Below are 19,129 nucleotides of genomic sequence, written 5' to 3'. Positions count from 1 at the left end.
AATAAATTCAAGGCGTTGCCCGGCGGCGCCAGGAAAAAGAGAGAAGTCTTGATGAGTATGACTACTGAGACATCCACCAATAAAATCCAGGTACGCGATCTGAATTTCTACTACGGAAAATTCCATGCGTTGAAAAACATTACGCTGGATATTGCCGCGAATCAGGTTACTGCGTTTATCGGCCCGTCCGGCTGTGGTAAATCCACGCTGCTGCGTACGCTGAACAAAATGTATCAGCTCTACCCTGAGCAGCGCGCCGAAGGCGATATCCTGCTGGATGGCAATAACATCCTGACGGATAAGCAAGACATCGCGCTGCTGCGTGCCAAGGTGGGTATGGTTTTCCAGAAACCGACGCCGTTCCCTATGTCCATTTACGATAACATCGCGTTTGGTGTTCGCCTGTTTGAGAAACTGTCCCGCGCTGATATGGATGAACGTGTTCAGTGGGCGTTGACCAAAGCGGCGCTGTGGCAAGAAACGAAAGATAAGCTGCACCAGAGCGGCTATAGCCTGTCCGGTGGTCAACAGCAGCGTTTATGTATTGCACGCGGTATTGCGATTCGCCCAGATGTCTTGCTGCTGGATGAACCTTGCTCTGCACTCGATCCGATTTCTACCGGCCGTATTGAAGAGCTGATCTCCGAGCTGAAAAAAGATTACACCGTGGTCATCGTGACTCACAACATGCAGCAGGCAGCGCGTTGTTCAGATCATACGGCGTTCATGTATTTGGGTGAACTGATTGAGTTCAGCGATACTGATACCCTGTTTACTGCTCCACGGCAGAAACAGACTGAAGATTACATCACCGGCCGTTACGGTTGATTAGGAAAGCATCATGGATAATCTGAATCTGAACAAACACATTTCCGGTCAGTTTAACGCCGAACTGGAACACATCCGCACGCAGGTCCTGACCATGGGCGGGCTGGTGGAGCAGCAACTGAGTGACGCGATTACCGCAATGCATAATCAGGATGCGGAACTGGCTCAGCAGGTGATTGAAGGCGACTCCAAAGTTAACATGATGGAAGTGGCGATCGATGAAGCCTGCGTGCGCATTATTGCGAAACGTCAGCCCACCGCCAGCGATCTGCGTCTGGTGATGGCGATCATCAAAACTATCTCCGAACTGGAGCGTATTGGTGACGTGGCGGATAAAATCTGCCGCACCGCACTGGAGAAATTCTCCCATCAGCATCAGCCTCTGCTGGTCAGCCTGGAATCATTGGGCCGCCATACCGTGCAGATGCTGCATGATGTGCTGGATGCGTTTGCCCGAATGGATCTGGACGAAGCGATCCGTATTTATCGTGAAGATAAAAAAGTGGATAAAGAGTACGAAGGGATTGTGCGTCAGTTGATGACTCATATGATGGAAGATCCTCGTACTATCCCGAGTGTACTGACTGCGTTGTTCTGCGCCCGTTCTATCGAGCGTATCGGCGATCGTTGCCAGAACATTTGCGAATTTATCTTCTACTTCGTCAAAGGTCAGGATTTCCGCCACCTTGGCGGTGATGCGCTGGAGAAGTTGCTGGCGCAGAAAGAGAAGAAAGAAGAAGAAGAGTAAGCCTGCGACTGCTTACCACAACTAGAGGTTGCTGATAAAGTTCGTAGAGCGGTAGTAACGGATAGATCGTAAAGACGCTGCAAGTACGTCCATGTAAGCTCGGATTGCGCAGATATGAATCTCATCCCTGAGATTTACCCTGCCGGGCCGTCGCAAGCGACGTTCAAAAGCGTTCCTGACGCTTTTGTCCATGGCGCAAACGCTTTACTCTTCTATTCCGTCACTCCCGTTTTCGTTCGACAAATAAGTTTGTCAACGGCCTAACGCCCTGCTTGCAGGGCGTTAATTTTTATAGCGATTTAGTTTTTAAGGATAGTGAATTAGATCGTGGAAGCGCACGGTGATGTCGGTAGGATTGTGATAGCGGTGTTCTCTATCAGCAGCAAAGCGCAGGGCGTCACCCGCGGACAATAAGTGCGTCTGCCCATCAACGGTCATCTCCAACTGGCCTTCCAGCACAATAATATGCTCGATCACCCCTGTTTCATGCGGTGATGAGGGGCTGCTGGCACCAGCAGCCAGTTCAATAACCAACATATCGAAACGCAGCTTTTCATCGAAGGGGAAGAGTGGCACAACGTACATTCCCGCCTCGTTTTCCCTGAATGCAGAACCCGTCCCTGAGCGATACGTCACGTCTTCATCCGCGAGCGTCGGTTCAATAAAGGTAGAGAATGCGACATTCATACCGGTCGCGATTTTCCATAGGGTAGCAACTGTCGGGCTGGATTCGCTACGCTCGATCTGACCCAGCATCGCTTTGCTCACCCCTGTTTCTTCTGCTGCTCGCGTGAGGCTCCAGCCTTTCCCTTGCCTTAACGTTTTCAATGTATTGCCAATGCGGCTGGTTAGTTCATCAGACATCAATGCTGGCTCCCGCTTGTGCGTTATAGCGCACGCTGCTATGTTAACGCTTCCTGTGCGTTATAGCGCACGATCAGAGTGAGATGCTATACCATGCCAGCGTCATTTGCGCTAAAAGATGTCACCTTTTCGACTCTCATCACCGGTTTTGTTGCGGTGCTGGTGGGCTATACCAGCTCGGCCGCCATCATTTTTCAGGCGGCGGAAGCGGCGGGTGCCAGCGCGGTACAAATCGGCGGCTGGTTGAGCATGCTGGGGATTGCTCAAGGACTGGCTTCCATTAGCCTATCGCTGTATTACCGTGCGCCGATACTCGCGGCTTGGTCAACGCCGGGGGCGGCGCTGTTGGTCACCAGCCTGCCGGGTACGTCGCTCAATGAAGCGATTGGCGTGTTCCTGTTTGCCTCTGCGCTTATCTTTATCTGCGGGATCACGGGTCTGTTTGCCCGCTTAATGAATGTGATTCCGCAGGCCATTTCTGCCGCGATGCTGGCGGGGATTCTGCTGCGTTTTGGCGCGGATGCATTTCTCTCTCTGCAACAGGATTTCTGGCTCGCTTTCGCGATGTGCGTGACCTATTTGCTCAGTCGTCGGCTGATCCCTCGTTTTGCCATTGTATTAACGCTGCTAGCTGGCTTGTTGCTGGCGTTATTGCGTGGGCAAATTGTGGTTTCTGATTCGCCGCTGGTGTTTGCCGTACCGGAGCTTATTACGCCGCATTTTTCGTGGGCGTCTCTGCTGGGCGTTGGTATTCCGTTTTTCATTGTCACTATGGCGTCGCAGAACGCACCGGGCGTTGCCACGCTAAAAGCGGCTGGCTATCAGGTTCCCGTGTCTCCGCTGATTACCGTTACGGCATTAATCGCGTTGATATTGACGCCGTTCGGCGGTTTTTCCGTGTGTATCGCCGCGATTACCGCCGCGATCTGTATGGGGTCGGATGTGCACCCCGATCCGAAAAAACGTTATCTTGCTGCCGTCGCGGCGGGTGGCTTTTATCTGCTGGCAGGCATTTTTGGCGGATCTATCGGGCAGCTTTTTACTGCACTGCCGCAGCCGCTGATTCACGCTATCGCCGGTTTAGCACTGCTCAGCACGATTTCAGGCAGCCTGTATCGCGCGTTGCTGGATGAAAAACAGCGCGATGCTGCGGTCGTGACTTTCCTGATCACCGCCTCTGGACTGACGTTGTGGGGCATTGGTGCGGTATTTTGGGGACTCATCGGGGGAATGATGACCTGGTTTATTCTGTCAGCATACGCTGATAAGGCTCGCTGAATCGTCAGGATAATCTGCCAGAATACCGAAGTAACATAAGGTTATATTATAGCTTTTTATGTTATTTCCCGCGTTTTCACCCTGCTGATAGCCTGCTGTTAATAGAGTAATAATTAAGGGGCAGGGAATGAAAAAGCAGATTTTGACAGTGACTTTGTTGGCTGGATTGGCTTCCGTTTCTGGTGCTGCACAGGCAGATAAACTGGATGATATTCAGAAGGCGGGCGTGGTGAAAATTGCCGTCTTCGACAGCAATCCGCCGTTTGGCTATGTCGATCCGCAGAGCAAAAAGCTGGTGGGTTATGATGTTGATATCGCCGAGGCGATTGGTAAGGCGCTGGGTGTGAAGGTTGAACTACGTGCGACCAACCCCGCTAACCGTATTCCGTTGTTAAGCTCTCAGAAGGTCGATCTGATTGCCGCGAACTTCACCATTACCGATGAGCGCGCCAAGCAGGTTAACTTTAGTCTCCCTTATTTCGCGACCGGACAAAAATTCATCGCTCGTAAAGGCGTGCTGAAAACGCCGGACGACATCAAAACGCTGCGTATCGGCGCGGATAAAGGCACCGTTCAGGAAATTACTCTGCGCGAGCATTACCCGACCGCCAAAGTGATTTCCTACGACGATACGCCGTTGGCTTTTGTTGCGCTGCGTAACGGCAATGTTCAGGCCATCACGCAGGATGATGCCAAGCTGGTTGGTCTGTTGGCTAACGTGCCTGATGCGCAGAAGGCTGAATTCGAAATTTCTCCGTTCAGCATTACCAAAGAATATCAGGGTGTTGGTATTCCTAAAGGTGAAGAGCGCCTGACGGCGAAAATTAACGACACGCTGATTAACCTGGAAAAGCAGGGCGAAGCGAAGACCATCTACGATCGCTGGTTTGGGCCGAGCACGAAATCATCCCAGCCGCGCGGTGACTTCACCTTTGCCCCGTTGGATCAGCAACCTAAATCCTGATAGCTGACGCCTTCGGTGCTATGATCCCAGCCCTCTGCATTGCAGAGGGCATTTTTATCTAGGGTATATATTATTTATACCCCAAATAATTCGAGTTGCAGGAAGGCGGCAAGAGAGGGAATCCCGATGAACTTACTCAGGTAAGTGATTCGGGTGAGTGACAAATCAGCCAGAGGGCATATTTGAACGCTGCTTGCAGCGACCCCAACGGGGCGAGGTCCACGTGAGTGGGCCGAGTAGCGCAGCCAACGCACATGCAGCTTGAAGTATTATGGGTATATGACAAAGAGAGATAAAACGTATGGATACGGCGCTGCAATCGCTTGAGTCGTGGCTGTTGGCTCCTCAATATCTCATCTGGCTGTGGCACGGTTTCCTGATCACACTGGGCATTTCTCTCGGTACGGTCGTTCTGTCTACGGTGTTGGGTTTTCTGCTGGCGGCGGCCAGAGACAGTCAGATTCATGTGCTGCGTGGCGTTGTTGTGGCGTATAGCTCGCTATTTCGTAATACGCCGCTGCTGGTACAGTTGTTTTTCTGGTATTTCGGTGCTGGGCAACTGTTTTCCTCCGAGGTGATGCAATGGCTGAATACGCCTCATTCCATTTCACTGTGGGGGGCAACGTTAGCGTGGCCTTCTTTTGAGTTTTTGGCTGGCTTGGCAGGGCTGACACTTTACTCCAGCGCGTTTATTGCAGAAGAGATCCGTTCTGGTATCCGTGGCGTGGCGCGCGGGCAGAAGTATGCCGCGCAGGCTTTGGGATTAACGGGCTGGCAATCCATGCGCTACGTTGTGCTGCCGCAGGCGCTAAAAATTGCCTTGCCGCCGTTGCTTGGGCAGTACATGAATATCGTCAAGAACTCGTCGTTAACGATGGCGATCGGCGTCGCAGAATTGTCTTACGCTTCGCGCCAGGTAGAGACGGAAACCTTGCGTACGTTTCAGGCATTTGGCGTGGCGACGGTGTTGTACATCGTGATTATTGCCGTGATGGAAGGCTGGGGCATGTGGCGTCAGCAGCGCAGTCTGGCGGAGAGGCATTGAGATGGATTTTACCGTTATCACCGATAACATCGACTATTTGATGTGGGGCACGTTCCCTGATGGCCCGCTGGGTGGCGCAGCGCTAACGCTGGTGATGAGCCTGCTGGCGGGGGTTGCGTCTGCTGTATTGGGTACGATTTTGGGCGTGGCGCTGGCGATGTCTCGGGGCGGGTGGAGCGCACTATTAGCGATGGTGCTGGGGTTCTTCCGAGCGATTCCCGTCATCATGCTGATTTTCTGGACGTACTTCCTGCTACCGATCGTTTTTGGCGTTGATATCCCTGAAATTACCACCGTGGTTTGTGCGCTGGCGCTGATCGCCTCGGCGTATCTGGCGCATGGCGTGAAGGCTGGCATTGTCGCCATCGGGCGCGGTCAGTGGCAGGCTGGACTATCGTTGGGGCTAAGCCGCTGGCAGGTGCTGTGGCAGATCGTGCTGCCGCAGGCGCTGCGGATGATGGTGCCTTCCTTTATTAACCAATGGATTTCCCTGATTAAAGATACCTCACTGGCCTACATTGTCGGGGTTGGCGAGCTGACGTTTCTCGCGACTCAGGTCAATAACCGCAGCATGGTCTACCCGATGGAAGTTTTCCTGTTTGTCGCGCTGGTCTACTTTGTGTTTTGCCTGTCACTGGAGCTGCTGGCTAATGGGGTTAACGCACGTTTTAGCCAGCAGGAAAAACAGCCGAAGCGCCGTCTGCTATGGTGGCGAAATAAGCCAGCCTGAGGCTGCTAATTGTTCATAAACCTATTTTGCAGAACGAAAATGGCGACCTTTTTCAGCAACCTTAAGTTAGCCTTTGCTACTACGCGGTGATATTCCAGCCTTTTTCGCGCCAGATTTGCGGTAATTCCCGCATATCGTCGAACATCGTGACCAGCGGGTGATGGATCGGCTGATTGTGGGGATCGGCGCAGTAATAGAACACCGGAATGCCCGCCGCGATGCCTGCCTGTACGCCAGCGGCGGAATCTTCAACCAGAATGCAGTGTTCAATAGGAAGCTGTAACTGCTCGGCGGCGTGATACAGCACCGCTGGGTCGGGCTTCCATTTCTTCAGATCGTAGCCGCTGTAGAGATGGTCGCCAAACAGATCGAGCATGTGCGTCAGGCCGAGCGAATGATGCATCTTACTGACCGGGCCGTTGGAAACCACGGCCATCGGGACAGTGATGGACTGCACTAACTCACGCGCACCTTCAATAGGTTGCAGGAATTCATCGAAGAGATGCTTCACCTCTTGCCGGAAATGACGCTCCGCGTCTTCCACCGATACGGTTAAGCCATGCTGCTGGCTGATGCGGGCAATAATCTCGTACAGCTTCACGCCCTTGTAGGTTTTTATCACCTCCTCCAGCGATAAGTTCACCCCATAGGGGATGAAGATATTCACATAAGCCTGGCAACACAGCACTTCGCTATCCACCAGCGTGCCATCACAGTCGAAGAAGACGCATTCAATACGGGGCATGACCAATCCTTATCGATGAAATAAAGCAAATACCCTAATGCCGACCATGTAAGAACCGAGATACACGGAGCGACCACGTGGCGAGGCTCCCTGCGGGAACCTCATCCCCGTGTTTCTCCTAAAAATGGACTTAAGTGATCAGTATTAAGCGATTACTCTTACTTTACCCAATTGACCCAATATTGCGACCTATACTCGTCATACTTCAAGTTGCATGTGCGTTGGCAGCGTTCAGTCACCCGAATCACTTACTCAAGTAAGCTCATCGGGATTCCTTCTCTTGCCGCGTTATTCGGCCTTAGGCCTCATCCCTTCGGGATCAGCGCAAGCGCTGTTCAAAAACGCCTTGTCGTTTTTGTCCTGAAATTCGAATTATTTAGAGTATATACAGCTATTTTCACGGCAATCTTGCAGAAAATTAAGGGGTTTCAATCGAGGGGTTTCGGCGTAATAGCCATGAGGTTAATAGGCTTTTATTATTCGATGAAAAAAAACGTGTGATCAACGTAAAAAAGCATAGTTTTGTTATAGGATACCCGACGACAGTTATTCCCTTCTTTGGATTGGTACTAATGAATAAATCACAACCCGGTCTTGCTACCGAGCAGGGCCTGCTGGAGCGCGTGTTTAAACTTAAACAACACGGCACGACAGCACGTACGGAAACGATTGCCGGTTTCACGACGTTTTTGACGATGGTCTACATCGTGTTTGTTAACCCGCAGATTCTGGGTGTGGCGGGGATGGATACTAAAGCGGTCTTTGTGACCACCTGTCTGATTGCGGCATTCGGCAGTATTTTAATGGGGCTGCTGGCTAACTTGCCTGTCGCGCTGGCTCCAGCAATGGGGCTGAATGCATTTTTCGCTTTTGTTGTCGTAGGGGCGATGGGGCTGCCATGGCAGGTTGCGATGGGCGCTATTTTCTGGGGCGCAATCGGTTTCCTGTTGCTGACTATCTTCCAGATTCGCTATTGGATGATCGCCAATATCCCGCTTAGCCTGCGTCTGGGTATCGCTAGTGGTATCGGACTGTTCATTGCCATGATGGGTCTGAAAAACGCCGGTATTATCGTTCCTAATCCTGAAACACTGGTGACGATTGGTAACCTGACATCACACAGCGTGCTGTTGGGTGCCTTGGGCTTTTTCATCATTGTGGCGCTGGCTTCACGTAATATTCACGCCGCAGTACTGATTTCCATCGTCGTGACGACCTCAATCGGCCTGCTGTTGGGTGACGTGACCTTTTCCGGCGTGTTCTCTATGCCGCCGAGCGTAACGTCCGTGGTGGGTCAGGTTGATCTGGCGGGAGCGTTGAACCTCGGGATGTCCGGCATTATTTTCTCCTTCATGCTGGTTAACCTGTTTGACTCCTCCGGTACGCTGATCGGTGTGACGGACAAAGCGGGTCTGGTTGATGCTCGCGGTAAGTTCCCGCGTATGAAGCAAGCGCTGTATGTCGATAGCATCAGCTCTGTGGCTGGCGCGTTTATCGGGACATCATCGGTTACGGCGTATATTGAAAGTTCTTCTGGCGTGTCCGTGGGTGGACGCACCGGCCTGACTGCCGTAGTGGTCGGTCTGCTGTTCCTGCTGGTGATCTTCCTGTCACCGCTGGCGGGTATGGTGCCTGCCTATGCGGCCGCTGGCGCACTGATTTACGTGGGCGTATTGATGACGTCCAGCCTGGCGCGTGTGAAGTGGGATGATTTGACGGAAGCCGTCCCGGCCTTTATTACCGCGGTGATGATGCCGTTCAGTTTCTCTATTACTGAAGGGATCGCGCTGGGCTTTATCTCTTACTGTGTGATGAAGTTGGCGACGGGCCGCTGGCGTGAAATCAGCCCTTGCGTGGTCGTAGTTGCGCTGCTGTTCCTGCTGAAAATCGTGTTTATCGACGGACATTAATTCGTTCGAGGCTCCGGGTTTTCCCGGAGCCTCAGCCTGCGACGAGGCTGCTGGCTACTGTGACGCCGTAGAGGTGACTTTTTCTATCGTATGGCTGGTTAATTTCATATAGCGTACAGATTGACGCTGCTGCTGTAGGATTTCCCCCGACTTTCTCATTCCCGATGCCGACGTGTATTTCCACATGATCAATCGATTAAGTGTGGGGATGTGGGCGCAGGCCCATGCAAGATAATCATCAACATCGCTCATCACTTCTACGGCGGGAGTGCAGGTTGAACGCAGCCTGCCAGAGGCGGGGTGGAGTTTCAGCTGATTGGGTGGATGACTGTTTACGCCAGGGATTTTTATCAGTGACTGGCGGATAGTGCAGAGCTGCGTTGCCGCTTCCAGCGGATCGCGCTGAGCGTCGATCCACGCCTGTTCGGCCTGCGTCTGCGCCTGCATCTGTGGGACGACCTGATTCGTTGGCCTGACATGAACGATTTCGATATCCATACCCACGCTTCCTTCTTCACTCAGGAGGATGGCGATGGTATTGCCAGCATAGCCGATGCTGAAATTGGGCAGATTAGGATCGGCAAAATAAGGGCGTCCTTCAGGGGATACCAGCAGCGTGGGCAATAGCGGATAGCCGAAAAAATAGAACATCATCTCGGCCAACAGCGCTCGACTTTTCAGATAACGTTCGCGGCGTTTGGCTGAAAAACTCTGTGTTGATGAGATGAGCTTATCGGGCAGTCTTTGTAAGTCAGGAAGCGCTTCCGTGCTTGTCCACCTGACAAAATGGCAGGTCATTGTTCACTCCGTGATCGTAATAAAAGGTGGGAACCTATCAGGCATTACCGATGCATATTATCAGACTAATATGTGATCTAAAGAAAAATCGATGGATAAATCGGCGATAATTATTAATTAGGTGCAACGAATTTACTGCGTCGTGCTTTTTGTGGCGATCCTTCCCTGTCCGCCACATTCCAGTCTGCTTTAATGGTTCGACCACCCCAGTGCGGAGCGCCGCTGTTTTTCCAGCGTCTGTTTGCGTAACTCATCTGCTGTCACTAATCGTAGCGCTGACGTCGGGCACACGCTGACGCAGGAAGGGCTCTGGGCCACATCTACGCACAAATCACATTTGTGAACCTCACTTTGCGTAGGGTGCGCTTCCCCCTCGTCATTCGAGGCTTTTGTCACCACATTGATGGCACCGAAGGGACAGGCGACGACGCAGCTTTTGCAGCCGATGCAGCGCGATTGGATAACCTGAATGCTATCCCGATCGCGCACCAGCGCGTCATTCGGGCATACGCTGGCACAGGGGGCGTTCTCACACTGGCGGCAAAGAACGGGGACGCTGACGTTGGCGCTTTTGACAACCTTCAGGCGGGGAAAGAAGTGAGAAGGTTTCAGCTGTGCACTTTGGCCACCGCTATGGGCTACCGCGCAGGCGATCTCACAAGTCCGGCAACCGATACATTTTTCTGCTTCGGCGATAACAAATTGATTCATGAGCGTAGCTCCTCGCGGGTTGCATTCATTTCGGGACGCTGCGGATGTGCGGGAATGGCACCTGTGACGGCGGTCAGCCCCATCGTCTCAATCATCCCCAATGCGGCTTTGCGCCCATCGGCAATCGCGGTAACCACCAGATCGGCACCGCGCACGGCATCGCCACCAGCAAAAATACGCGGATGATTAGTCTGGCAAGGTGTCTGACTATCAAGGGGGGCGGTGATGTGTCCCCAGTTATCCAGACCAATATCGGCATCTTCCAGCCACGGCATACTGTGCGACTGAAAGCCAAATGCGGTTATTACGGCTTCCGCGGGCTGTACGAATTCCGAACTAGGAATGGGGCGTGGGCGACGACGGCCGCTAGCATCTGGTTCACCCAGTTCAGTGCGAACCAGGCTGATACCGCACACTTCGCCCTGTTCGTTGAGACAGATTTTTTGTGGCTGAACGTTAAACATGAACTCCACGCCCTCTTCGCGGGAGTTTTTAACCTCTTTTTTCGAGCCGGGCATGTTGGCTTCATCGCGGCGATATGCGCAGGTTACGGATATCGCACCTTGCCGGACGGACGTGCGCAGGCAGTCCATTGCGGTATCCCCACCGCCGAGTACTACGACGCGTTTTCCTGCCATCGAGATATAGGGCTCATCGTCTAATTCAGGTAGCCCCATAACGTGTTTGGTATTGGCGATAAGGAAAGGAAGTGCGTCGAAGACGCCGGGGGCATCTTCATTATCAATGTTGGCCTTCATGGAGCGGTAGGTGCCCACGCCGAGGAAAACGGTGTCATAGTCGTCCAGAAGCTGAGCCAGAGAAATGTCTTTCCCCACTTCGGTATTCAGCTGGAATTCGATTCCCATGGTGCTGAATACTTTACGACGATGAATCAGGACGTCTTTATCCAGCTTGAACGACGGAATTCCGAACGTGAGCAATCCACCAATTTCCGGGTGGCGATCGAACACGACGGCCTGCACGCCATTGCGTGCCAGCACATCGGCACAGGCTAACCCAGCCGGGCCAGCCCCGACGATTGCGGCGCGTTTGCCGCTGGGAACGACACGCGTCATATCGGGTGACCACCCCATGGCCATCGCGGTATCGGTAATGTAGCGTTCAACGTTGCCGATGGTGATGGCACCGTACTCTTTACCCAGCGTACAAGCCCCTTCGCATAGCCGATCCTGCGGACATACTCGGCCACAGATTTCTGGCAGGCTGCTGGTTTGATGTGATAGCTCTACGGCTTCAAGAATGCGCCCCTGCTTCGCCAGACTCAGCAGCTCGGGAATATTGTTATGCAACGGGCAAGTCCACTCGCAGACTGCCCGTTTGCCGCAGGAGAGGCAGCGATCGGCCTGATCTTCCGTCTGCTGTACGGAGAAGCCATGGTAGATTTCATCAAAGGTGGAGGTTCTCTGCGTCAGCGGTTTTTTCTCCGCATCCCGGCGCGGCCAGTTTTTTCTTTTGTTGAGCGGATGGGTCGTCAGCGTTTTCAGTACAGGTGTTTCACGCTGCCAGTGAGCGGCGGAACGCAGCGCCATCAGCTGCTGTTTCTCCTGACGGCGTGCTGTTAACGTGTGTTCACTGATGAGCTGCAATGCCTGAGTTGGGCAAGCTTCCACGCACGCTTGCCCTTCAGGGCGATCGGCGCAGAGGTCACATTTATGGGCTATGGCGCTGTTGTCCATGGGATTTGTCACCATGGACATTGCACCGAATGGGCAAGCCAGTACACAGCTTTTGCAGCCGATGCACTTTTCCTGAACGAGCTGAATGCTATTGTCTTTTTTGATCAAGGCCTGCGTTGGGCACACGCTGGCACAGGGTGCATCTTCACAGTGGCGGCATGTCACGGCAGCCCGCAGTGTTGGCGTATTGAACGCCTTGATTCTGGGCTGAAACACCGCGGTGCTATCTGGATACTGTTCGTCATTGTGTGAAATCACACAGGCGATTTCACATGCATGGCACCCCATACAGTCTTGAGTACTGGCAATAACAAATCGGTTCATTACCTTTTCCCACCCTAGATCCCTCGATCGTGGCCTTTATCCTAATAGCTGGATAACACATTGACCTTGATATAGAGCAGGTAAAAAGTCGGTTAATGTTAAATCTCACGTAGGTTGCTAATAAAATTATTGAATCGTTTCAGTTAGTTATAATGTTATGTGAAAGTAATGGCATGGTTGCATATAGCCTTGTTTTTTATCTGGTTTACCGTGCTTTATCGCGGGTAAAAATTCTGATTTTCAACTGTTTTTGTTAATTTTTTCATGAAATAACTCGTTACTTTTACTTATGGCCCTCATAATATCGAACGCCATTTAAATGCAGCAAAACAGTGTTGCAACTAAATGATGTTTGCACGGCATTTTCATTATGAATCAATAACCGGGCTTTGCTCAGGGTTAATGGATTGTCACTAAGGGATAGTGTTATGAATAAAAAAGTCGTTCTTTGTTCTGTATTCATGTCAGCTGCGTTATTGAGCGGATGTGCTACAGAGTCTTCTCGTACCGTAGAAGCACAAAAAGTTACTTCTTACAGTACGCCTTATCAGGGTGTTCGCAGCCCGATTTCCATCGGAAAATTTGAAAACCGCTCTAACTATATGAACGGTATTTTTTCTGATGGTGTTGACCGTTTAGGTAATCAGTCCAAGACCATTCTTGTTAGCCATCTCCAGCAGAGCGGCCGCTTTAATGTGCTGGATCGTACCAATATGGAAGAGCTGAAAGCCGAAGCGGGCATTAAAGGGCAAACGCAGACGTTGAAAGGCGCGAGCTATGTTATTACCGGCGATGTAACCGAGTTTGGCCGCAAAGAAGTGGGTGACCATCAGCTGTGGGGCATCCTTGGTCGCGGTAAAACACAGGTTGCTTACGCAAAAACCACGTTGAATGTGGTGAACGTACAAACGTCTGAAGTGGTGTATTCCGTACAAGGTGCGGGCGAATACACGTTGTCCAACCGTGAAATTATCGGGTTTGGTGGCACAGCCAGCTATGACTCGACGCTGAACGGTAAAGTTCTGGATTTGGCTATTCGTGAAGCCGTCAATAATCTGGTTGCAGGAATTGAAAGCGGTGCCTGGCGCCCAGCGAACTAATGGAATAGGAATATAACAATGTTATCTTATAAGAAAGTTACCCTGCTATTGGCAGTAGCGGTACTGGCTGGTTGTGCGTCCGCGCCGAAAACGATTTACAGCTGGGACAACTACCAGCCTGCGATTTATGATTACTATCAACAAGATAAAGTCGGTCCAGAACAACAAATCCTTGCTCTGAATGCATCGATCGAAAAAGCGAAAGCCGCAAATAAACCAGTCCCACCGGGACTCTATGCTCAACTTGGGTTGCTGTACGCCAACACTGGCCGTGATAGTGAAGCTCGCCAACAGTTTGAAACTGAAAAAGCGAAATTCCCTGAATCAGCACCTTTTATGGATTTCTTGTTGAGTAAAAATAAAGGGAATATTAAATGAATCGTTTCTTAGGATTATGTGGTCTGGTTTTTGCGCTAGTGCTGACGGGCTGTGCTAAACCTGTACCTTATGACTACACGTCATTTAAGCAGAGCAAGCCTAAGTCCATTCTGGTCTTACCGCCGGTTAACCATTCCCCTGATGTGAAAGCAAGCTATAGCCTGCTTTCACAAGTTACCTACCCGCTGGCAGAATCAGGCTATTATGTATTGCCTGTTGCGGTAGTGGATGAAACGTTCAAACAGAATGGTCTGTCTACTGCGTCGGATATCCATGCGTTGAGTACAGCGAAGCTGCACCAAATCTTTGGCGCGGATGCTGCACTATATCTGGACGTGAAAGAGTACGGTACGTCGTACATCGTGATTAATAGTGAAACCCGCGTTTCTGCGGATGCGCGTCTGGTTGATCTGCGTACGGGTAAACTGCTGTGGAGCGGAAGTGCAACGGCTTCCAGCAACGAGCAGCAGTCAAACTCTAACGGCGGCATCATCGGTATTCTGGTGCAGGCTGCGGTGAGTCAAATCGCGGATACGATCTCCGACAAAGGCCATGATATTGCGGGTGTGACTAGTGCGCGCCTGCTGGCTGCGGGTCATGCACGCGGTATGCTGTACGGGCCTCGTTCACTGCAGTTCGGTAAAGAAACCTACTGAGTCGCGATGATGTAGTTCGTAGTTAAATTACAGTTCGTCGCTAAATTATCAACGCCGTTCGCTATTGAACGGCGTTTTTTATGCCCTTAGCAGATGCTTCAGTTGTGCTATGCATCAGCGGCCTGATTACGCTGCTGTTTATTATTACGCGTTGTCCAGACGAAGGCAGAGGTCAGCAACAGGATCAGCGTTGCGGTTGCCAGCACAGCAGAAAACCCAGAATCAAAGGCGGAATGTGCCTGTGCGGTGAGAATGCGCTGCATATTTTCCGGCAAGGATTCAGCAAAAATCAACGCTTCGTCCAGACTGTCATAGGCGGTGTCCGGTGCGGAAAACCCAGCGGGTAGCATAAACGTTGCGGAATAAGCGAAAGACAGCAAGCTGCCCATCAGCGTCACACCCGTTGCGCCCCCCAGCTCATAGGACACCTCTTCGATTGACGCTGCCATACCTGCTTTTTCAGCAGGGGCAACCTGCATAATTGTGCTCGACGCGGCTGTCATGGTTGAGCCCACGCCTGCGCCAATTATCGTCAGGCTGATAACTTGTATGATGATAGAGGCGTTGTGCAGCAGCAGATAACTTCCCATTCCCAGACCCGAAATCAACAGGCCAGCGGCTAGCATTGTCCCACTATTTACGCGTGGCAATATCTTTCCGGTCAACGGCCCGGAGATAAAGGATGCCAGCGACAACGGTAAAATGAACAATCCTGCCTGTAGCGGAGACAGACCGACAACTAGCTGTAACCGCTGTGTGAAAGCCAGCTCCATACCGATCAATGCGGCGGCTGCCACGATGGCTGCTGCCACGGCGGCACTGAAAGGCCGCAGGCGAAAGAGAGCGAAATCGACTAAGGGATGCTTGCTGTTACGCTGCCGCTGAACGAACAGGGTAATGAACGCCACGCCGATAAGCAGAGCGATCAATGCATCCTCATAGGATGGGGCCCGTTTGCCCAGCTCTTTTATGGCATAGGTTATACCAATCAAACCTACCATAATTAATAGAGAACCGATGAAATCCCAGCGATGTGAAGCATTGCCCGGCCGATGCGGGATCATGGTGATTCCCATGATCAGTGCAAGCAGCACGACCGGTACGTTAATGAGGAAAACCGATCCCCACCAGAAGTACTCAAGCAGTATCCCGCCCATGACGGGGCCAAACGCCGCGCCGCCGGATGCCACCGCAGCCCAAATACCAATCGCTAGCGCGCGTTCCCGTTCATCAGTGAAGGTCAGACGAATAATCGAGAGCGTCGCGGGCATCATCATCGCTGCACCGACCGCTAGCAGAGCACGAGCGGCGATGAGCATGCTGGGTGTGGGTGAATAAGCGGCAAACAATGACGCTGCACCAAAGACCACCAATCCGGAAATAAACAAAGGTTTATGACCTAGCTTATCACCCAAGGTCCCCATCCCCAGCAGCAAGCCAGAAGCGACCAGCGCATAGATATTAACGATCCACAGCTTTTCCGATGCGGAGGCGTGCAAATCGTGAGTCAGTGTTGGGAGCGCGGTGTACAGCACCGTCATGTCGATAACAATCAGGAACAGGGCGCTGGAAACAATGGCCAGAATCAGCCACTTCTTTGGTGATTGCATAGCAGAATCTCTACCTTGAACTTTCATTTTTCATCTGTGGATAGCATTTTGATGATATAGAATTTACCTTTTAATAAAAGGTATTTTAAATGGATGCAGATATCATGATATTGTTTTTTTTACCGAATTTACACCATAGCTTGAATTTACGCGATTACGATCCTGTTCTTTTGCGTTGTACAACAGTTTATCCGCCTCTTTGAACGCGTTATGAAAATCTTCAATTCTTTCCAGATGAAAAAAACTTACCCCTATACTGGTCGTATATCGAACTGTGCGGCCATCTGAAATCGTTAGTGAAGATCTCTCTATAATAAAGCGAATTCTCTCAGCTATATCTAAGCAGTCAGTTACAGAGAGACCCTGGATTATTATTAAAAACTCCTCCCCCCCCCATCGACATAGTAGGTCTTGAGGTCGAGTATATTGCTTAAGGGTTGCAGCAAACTCTTTGATGACATTATCGCCTACAGCATGTCCATAGGTATCATTAACTTTTTTAAAGTGGTCAATATCAAGAACAAATAAAGACATTACTCTACTTTCTCCACCCCGCATGGAGTTAATGATATTCATCATGTGTTGGTTGAGTGAACGTCTATTTAACACGCCGGTCAGTGCGTCATGATTGCTTATTAACTCTATTCTTTTGATGTTTTTTTTATATTTATTAATAAATGAAGATGCGATTATAACGCTTATGATAATAAATGAAGTGTTTATTTGAAACAAATAAGATAATTCAAATAAATATTCTTTTTCTATTTCGTCATGGATGCCTATTAATCTTTTTATATAAATGTAATTTAGTGCCATGCCAGTTGCACAGCAAATTAGAATAATTTTGTTAAATGAGTGAGACAAGGAAAGGTAAATCAATGGCAGTATTGCTAATACACTTAGTGTGATGTTTAAAGAGGCGATGCAAATAATAATGACAGTGTAATAAAATATAAATGATGGTTTTTTAATTGAGGATTTTGATGCTGATAAAATATTCTTTATGTTTTTTATTGCTTTTAGAAACAAAAAAACGAAAATGACACCAGAGCTTAGCTCTTCGCTAAACCACTTCCTTGAAAGAATAAAAATATCTTCATGGGTTTTTGTGGTAAATAAATATAATCCATAAGATATGGCTGAAAAAATAGAGCCTATAAAGATAGAAATAAATATAAAGAAAATGTAATTTCTACTTAATTTACTATACGTGTTTCCCTTTATTTTTGAAAAAACGATAAATGCAATCCATGCGGTAATAAAAAAAACTAAACTGATCGCACTATGAATGAATTTTTCAAAAAACGATTGATTGTTTTCAAGATAAGTAGCAGGTAGTAGTATGCCCAAGAAGCCAATCATGCATAAAATAACGCTACGCAATGATTTGTTTTTTATGCTTTTATCTCGACTGCGATAGCGTATGAGAAAGCAAAACAATAGAATGTCTGCTGGCCAGAATAGGGATGTGTCGTCAAGTAACCGAAAAGATAAACCTAAGTAACTCATCATTAAGGTTGAAATGAAAACGACTAATAATTCATATGCGCGAGTTTTCATTTTTTTCCCCGGTTAGCCTATTTGGCCTGCATCAATTTTGTATCATAATCACACTTAAATACCTTCTTATCTTACATCATTTTATGATAATTCTGATGCAAGGGCGAAAAGTGAAACCAATATGCGATTCACTTAGCCGTAACCTTGCACCGTCTTATCCCGCAGAGACATGAATATCAGTGATGGGTGTGTGAGTCATTCCCCCAGAAATGCCTGAACGTCTTTCTTATTTATTAATATAAACGGCTGATGTTGTTTGTTATTTTCATCTGTCAGGCTGATGTGAAATCGTCCGAGGGTTTCATGTAAACATGCCAGACGGCAGGATAAATTCAACTCGCCATGGGTCATACCATATTCTAATTCCAATGCACGTTGGTGTGCCTGAGGCAGTTCGTCATTAGGCTTCAACATTAACTGAACATGGGTGTGCCATGAATAATCGCTAGCGGGATCGATTGTCGAGGCTTCGCTACCTTCAATGTTGAGGATTCGCGTAAGAATGAAGTCATTAAACTGCTGCTTAACATGGCAATAAGCGCGTACTCGCCACCGTAATCCATCATTGCCTAAAGCGTGTGGGGAAATGAGCCGTGGCGAGTGATCCATTGATGATGAGGATTGATAGCAGATGCTCACTGCCTTTTTTTCACGAATCGCTCTGACTATGACCTCAACAACCTGTTCATTGTAGGTGTTGAGCGGGATATGAACCCAGCACACTTCTGGAGCAGATTCGATGAAACTGGCATCCGCTTCAAGTACGCCCGTCTTCATGGCCAATAATTCTGCTAAATAGCGCTGGGCTGAATTCTGTGGGTAGACAGCAGAGAATGTTGGCGTAGCCGTGTAAGTTTTGGTACGTCGATCGTAGACCAGATTATAGGGTGCGATCTCAAGATATTTAGCGATGTCGAGCGACGCCTGAGGGATCGATAACCCAAAAAAAGACGTTAGATCTGTACGATTTATGTGCCCATTCCACCGTAACCGAAAGTCGATGAATTGAAGCCGACGTTCCAGTCCCCAACTGCGCCCTTTAACTACCGGTTCTGAACCTGTCACTGAAGTTTTAGTCATATGCGTATAAAAATTATATTGATAAAAAAACTATATGCATTATTATGCGCCAAACTGGCCTTAGCGTCTATCTCTGACTTCGAATCATGGGAGGGATAGCTGC

At 49.9% G+C, this 19,129-nt stretch carries 18 protein-coding genes; 10 read left to right on the top strand and 8 right to left on the bottom strand.

Translation table 11 applies throughout. From position 1 onward, the window contains the following. Positions 1–51: 51 nt before the first annotated feature. A complete protein-coding gene (gene pstB / locus DCX48_13320) occupies positions 52–828 on the top strand; it encodes a phosphate ABC transporter ATP-binding protein PstB (protein ID QXE15415.1) in 777 nt (258 codons plus the stop codon). 13 nt (positions 829–841) lie between these two features. Beyond that, positions 842–1,576: a phosphate signaling complex protein PhoU gene (gene phoU / locus DCX48_13315; GenBank protein ID QXE15414.1), complete on the top strand. Its 735-nt coding sequence runs from the start codon at positions 842–844 to the stop codon at positions 1,574–1,576. 306 nt (positions 1,577–1,882) lie between these two features. On the opposite strand, the gene DCX48_13310 is transcribed toward phoU, so the two are convergent. Further along, positions 1,883–2,440: an XRE family transcriptional regulator gene (locus tag DCX48_13310; protein QXE15413.1), complete on the bottom strand. Its 558-nt coding sequence runs from the start codon at positions 2,438–2,440 to the stop codon at positions 1,883–1,885. A gap of 93 nt (positions 2,441–2,533) precedes the next feature. Between DCX48_13310 and benE the strand changes: the two genes are divergently transcribed. The 4 genes from benE to DCX48_13290 all read left to right on the top strand — a co-directional run bounded on the left by benE (position 2,534) and on the right by DCX48_13290 (position 6,457). Continuing rightward, positions 2,534–3,718, top strand: coding sequence for a benzoate transporter BenE (gene benE, locus DCX48_13305; protein ID QXE15412.1), 1,185 nt, complete (start codon positions 2,534–2,536; stop codon positions 3,716–3,718). Positions 3,719–3,845: 127 nt separating this feature from the next. Continuing rightward, positions 3,846–4,682 (top strand): transporter substrate-binding domain-containing protein, encoded by an 837-nt coding sequence (locus DCX48_13300; GenBank protein ID QXE15411.1) that lies wholly within the window; start codon positions 3,846–3,848, stop codon positions 4,680–4,682. Between the two features lie 301 nt (positions 4,683–4,983). Then, complete coding sequence (locus tag DCX48_13295; GenBank protein QXE15410.1) at positions 4,984–5,727, top strand: amino acid ABC transporter permease; 744 nt, start codon at positions 4,984–4,986, stop codon at positions 5,725–5,727. A 1-nt stretch (position 5,728) separates the two neighbouring features. Continuing rightward, positions 5,729–6,457, top strand: a complete 729-nt coding sequence (locus DCX48_13290; GenBank protein ID QXE15409.1) for an amino acid ABC transporter permease — start codon at positions 5,729–5,731, stop codon at positions 6,455–6,457. 79 nt (positions 6,458–6,536) lie between these two features. Here DCX48_13290 and DCX48_13285 read toward each other — a convergent pair whose 3' ends face one another. Further along, complete coding sequence (locus tag DCX48_13285) at positions 6,537–7,202, bottom strand: 6-phosphogluconate phosphatase (GenBank protein ID QXE15408.1); 666 nt, start codon at positions 7,200–7,202, stop codon at positions 6,537–6,539. 572 nt (positions 7,203–7,774) lie between these two features. Here DCX48_13285 and DCX48_13280 point away from each other — a divergent pair. Then, on the top strand, positions 7,775–9,112 hold the full coding sequence (locus DCX48_13280; GenBank protein ID QXE15407.1) for an NCS2 family permease: 1,338 nt from the start codon (positions 7,775–7,777) through the stop codon (positions 9,110–9,112). 54 nt (positions 9,113–9,166) lie between these two features. Here DCX48_13280 and DCX48_13275 read toward each other — a convergent pair whose 3' ends face one another. From DCX48_13275 to DCX48_13265, 3 genes are all read right to left on the bottom strand, one after another. After that, on the bottom strand, positions 9,167–9,910 hold the full coding sequence (locus DCX48_13275) for a hypothetical protein (GenBank protein QXE15406.1): 744 nt from the start codon (positions 9,908–9,910) through the stop codon (positions 9,167–9,169). 189 nt (positions 9,911–10,099) lie between these two features. Continuing rightward, positions 10,100–10,621 carry a 4Fe-4S dicluster domain-containing protein gene (locus DCX48_13270; GenBank protein ID QXE15405.1) on the bottom strand — a complete coding sequence of 174 codons (522 nt, stop codon included), beginning with the start codon at positions 10,619–10,621 and terminating at the stop codon, positions 10,100–10,102. After that, on the bottom strand, positions 10,618–12,642 hold the full coding sequence (locus tag DCX48_13265; protein ID QXE15404.1) for an oxidoreductase FeS-binding subunit: 2,025 nt from the start codon (positions 12,640–12,642) through the stop codon (positions 10,618–10,620). Before DCX48_13265 ends, DCX48_13270 begins: the two co-directional genes overlap by 4 nt. Positions 12,643–13,070: 428 nt before the next feature. On the opposite strand from DCX48_13265, the gene DCX48_13260 reads away from it, so the two are divergent. Genes DCX48_13260 through DCX48_13250 form a run of 3 tightly spaced genes read left to right on the top strand, consistent with a single transcriptional unit; the run spans position 13,071 to position 14,776 of the window. Continuing rightward, positions 13,071–13,742, top strand: a complete 672-nt coding sequence (locus tag DCX48_13260; protein QXE15403.1) for a hypothetical protein — start codon at positions 13,071–13,073, stop codon at positions 13,740–13,742. 18 nt (positions 13,743–13,760) lie between these two features. After that, positions 13,761–14,120, top strand: coding sequence for a DUF4810 domain-containing protein (locus tag DCX48_13255; protein ID QXE15402.1), 360 nt, complete (start codon positions 13,761–13,763; stop codon positions 14,118–14,120). Continuing rightward, positions 14,117–14,776 (top strand): hypothetical protein, encoded by a 660-nt coding sequence (locus DCX48_13250; GenBank protein ID QXE15401.1) that lies wholly within the window; start codon positions 14,117–14,119, stop codon positions 14,774–14,776. The genes DCX48_13255 and DCX48_13250 overlap by 4 nt, the downstream gene beginning before the upstream one ends. Positions 14,777–14,883: 107 nt before the next feature. Here DCX48_13250 and DCX48_13245 read toward each other — a convergent pair whose 3' ends face one another. The 3 genes from DCX48_13245 to DCX48_13235 form a co-directional block, all read right to left on the bottom strand. Then, positions 14,884–16,386: an MFS transporter gene (locus DCX48_13245; GenBank protein ID QXE15400.1), complete on the bottom strand. Its 1,503-nt coding sequence runs from the start codon at positions 16,384–16,386 to the stop codon at positions 14,884–14,886. A gap of 102 nt (positions 16,387–16,488) precedes the next feature. Next, positions 16,489–17,946, bottom strand: coding sequence for a GGDEF domain-containing protein (locus DCX48_13240; GenBank protein ID QXE15399.1), 1,458 nt, complete (start codon positions 17,944–17,946; stop codon positions 16,489–16,491). Between the two features lie 195 nt (positions 17,947–18,141). Continuing rightward, positions 18,142–19,026 (bottom strand): WYL domain-containing protein, encoded by an 885-nt coding sequence (locus DCX48_13235; GenBank protein ID QXE15398.1) that lies wholly within the window; start codon positions 19,024–19,026, stop codon positions 18,142–18,144. Positions 19,027–19,129 lie beyond the last annotated feature (103 nt).

The sequence above is a fragment of the Pectobacterium atrosepticum genome (genome assembly GCA_019056595.1).
GTDB classification, from domain to species: domain Bacteria; phylum Pseudomonadota; class Gammaproteobacteria; order Enterobacterales; family Enterobacteriaceae; genus Pectobacterium; species Pectobacterium atrosepticum.
The sequence above is the reverse complement of the archived record's forward strand: the minus strand, read 5'-3'. Positions and strand labels throughout refer to the sequence as shown.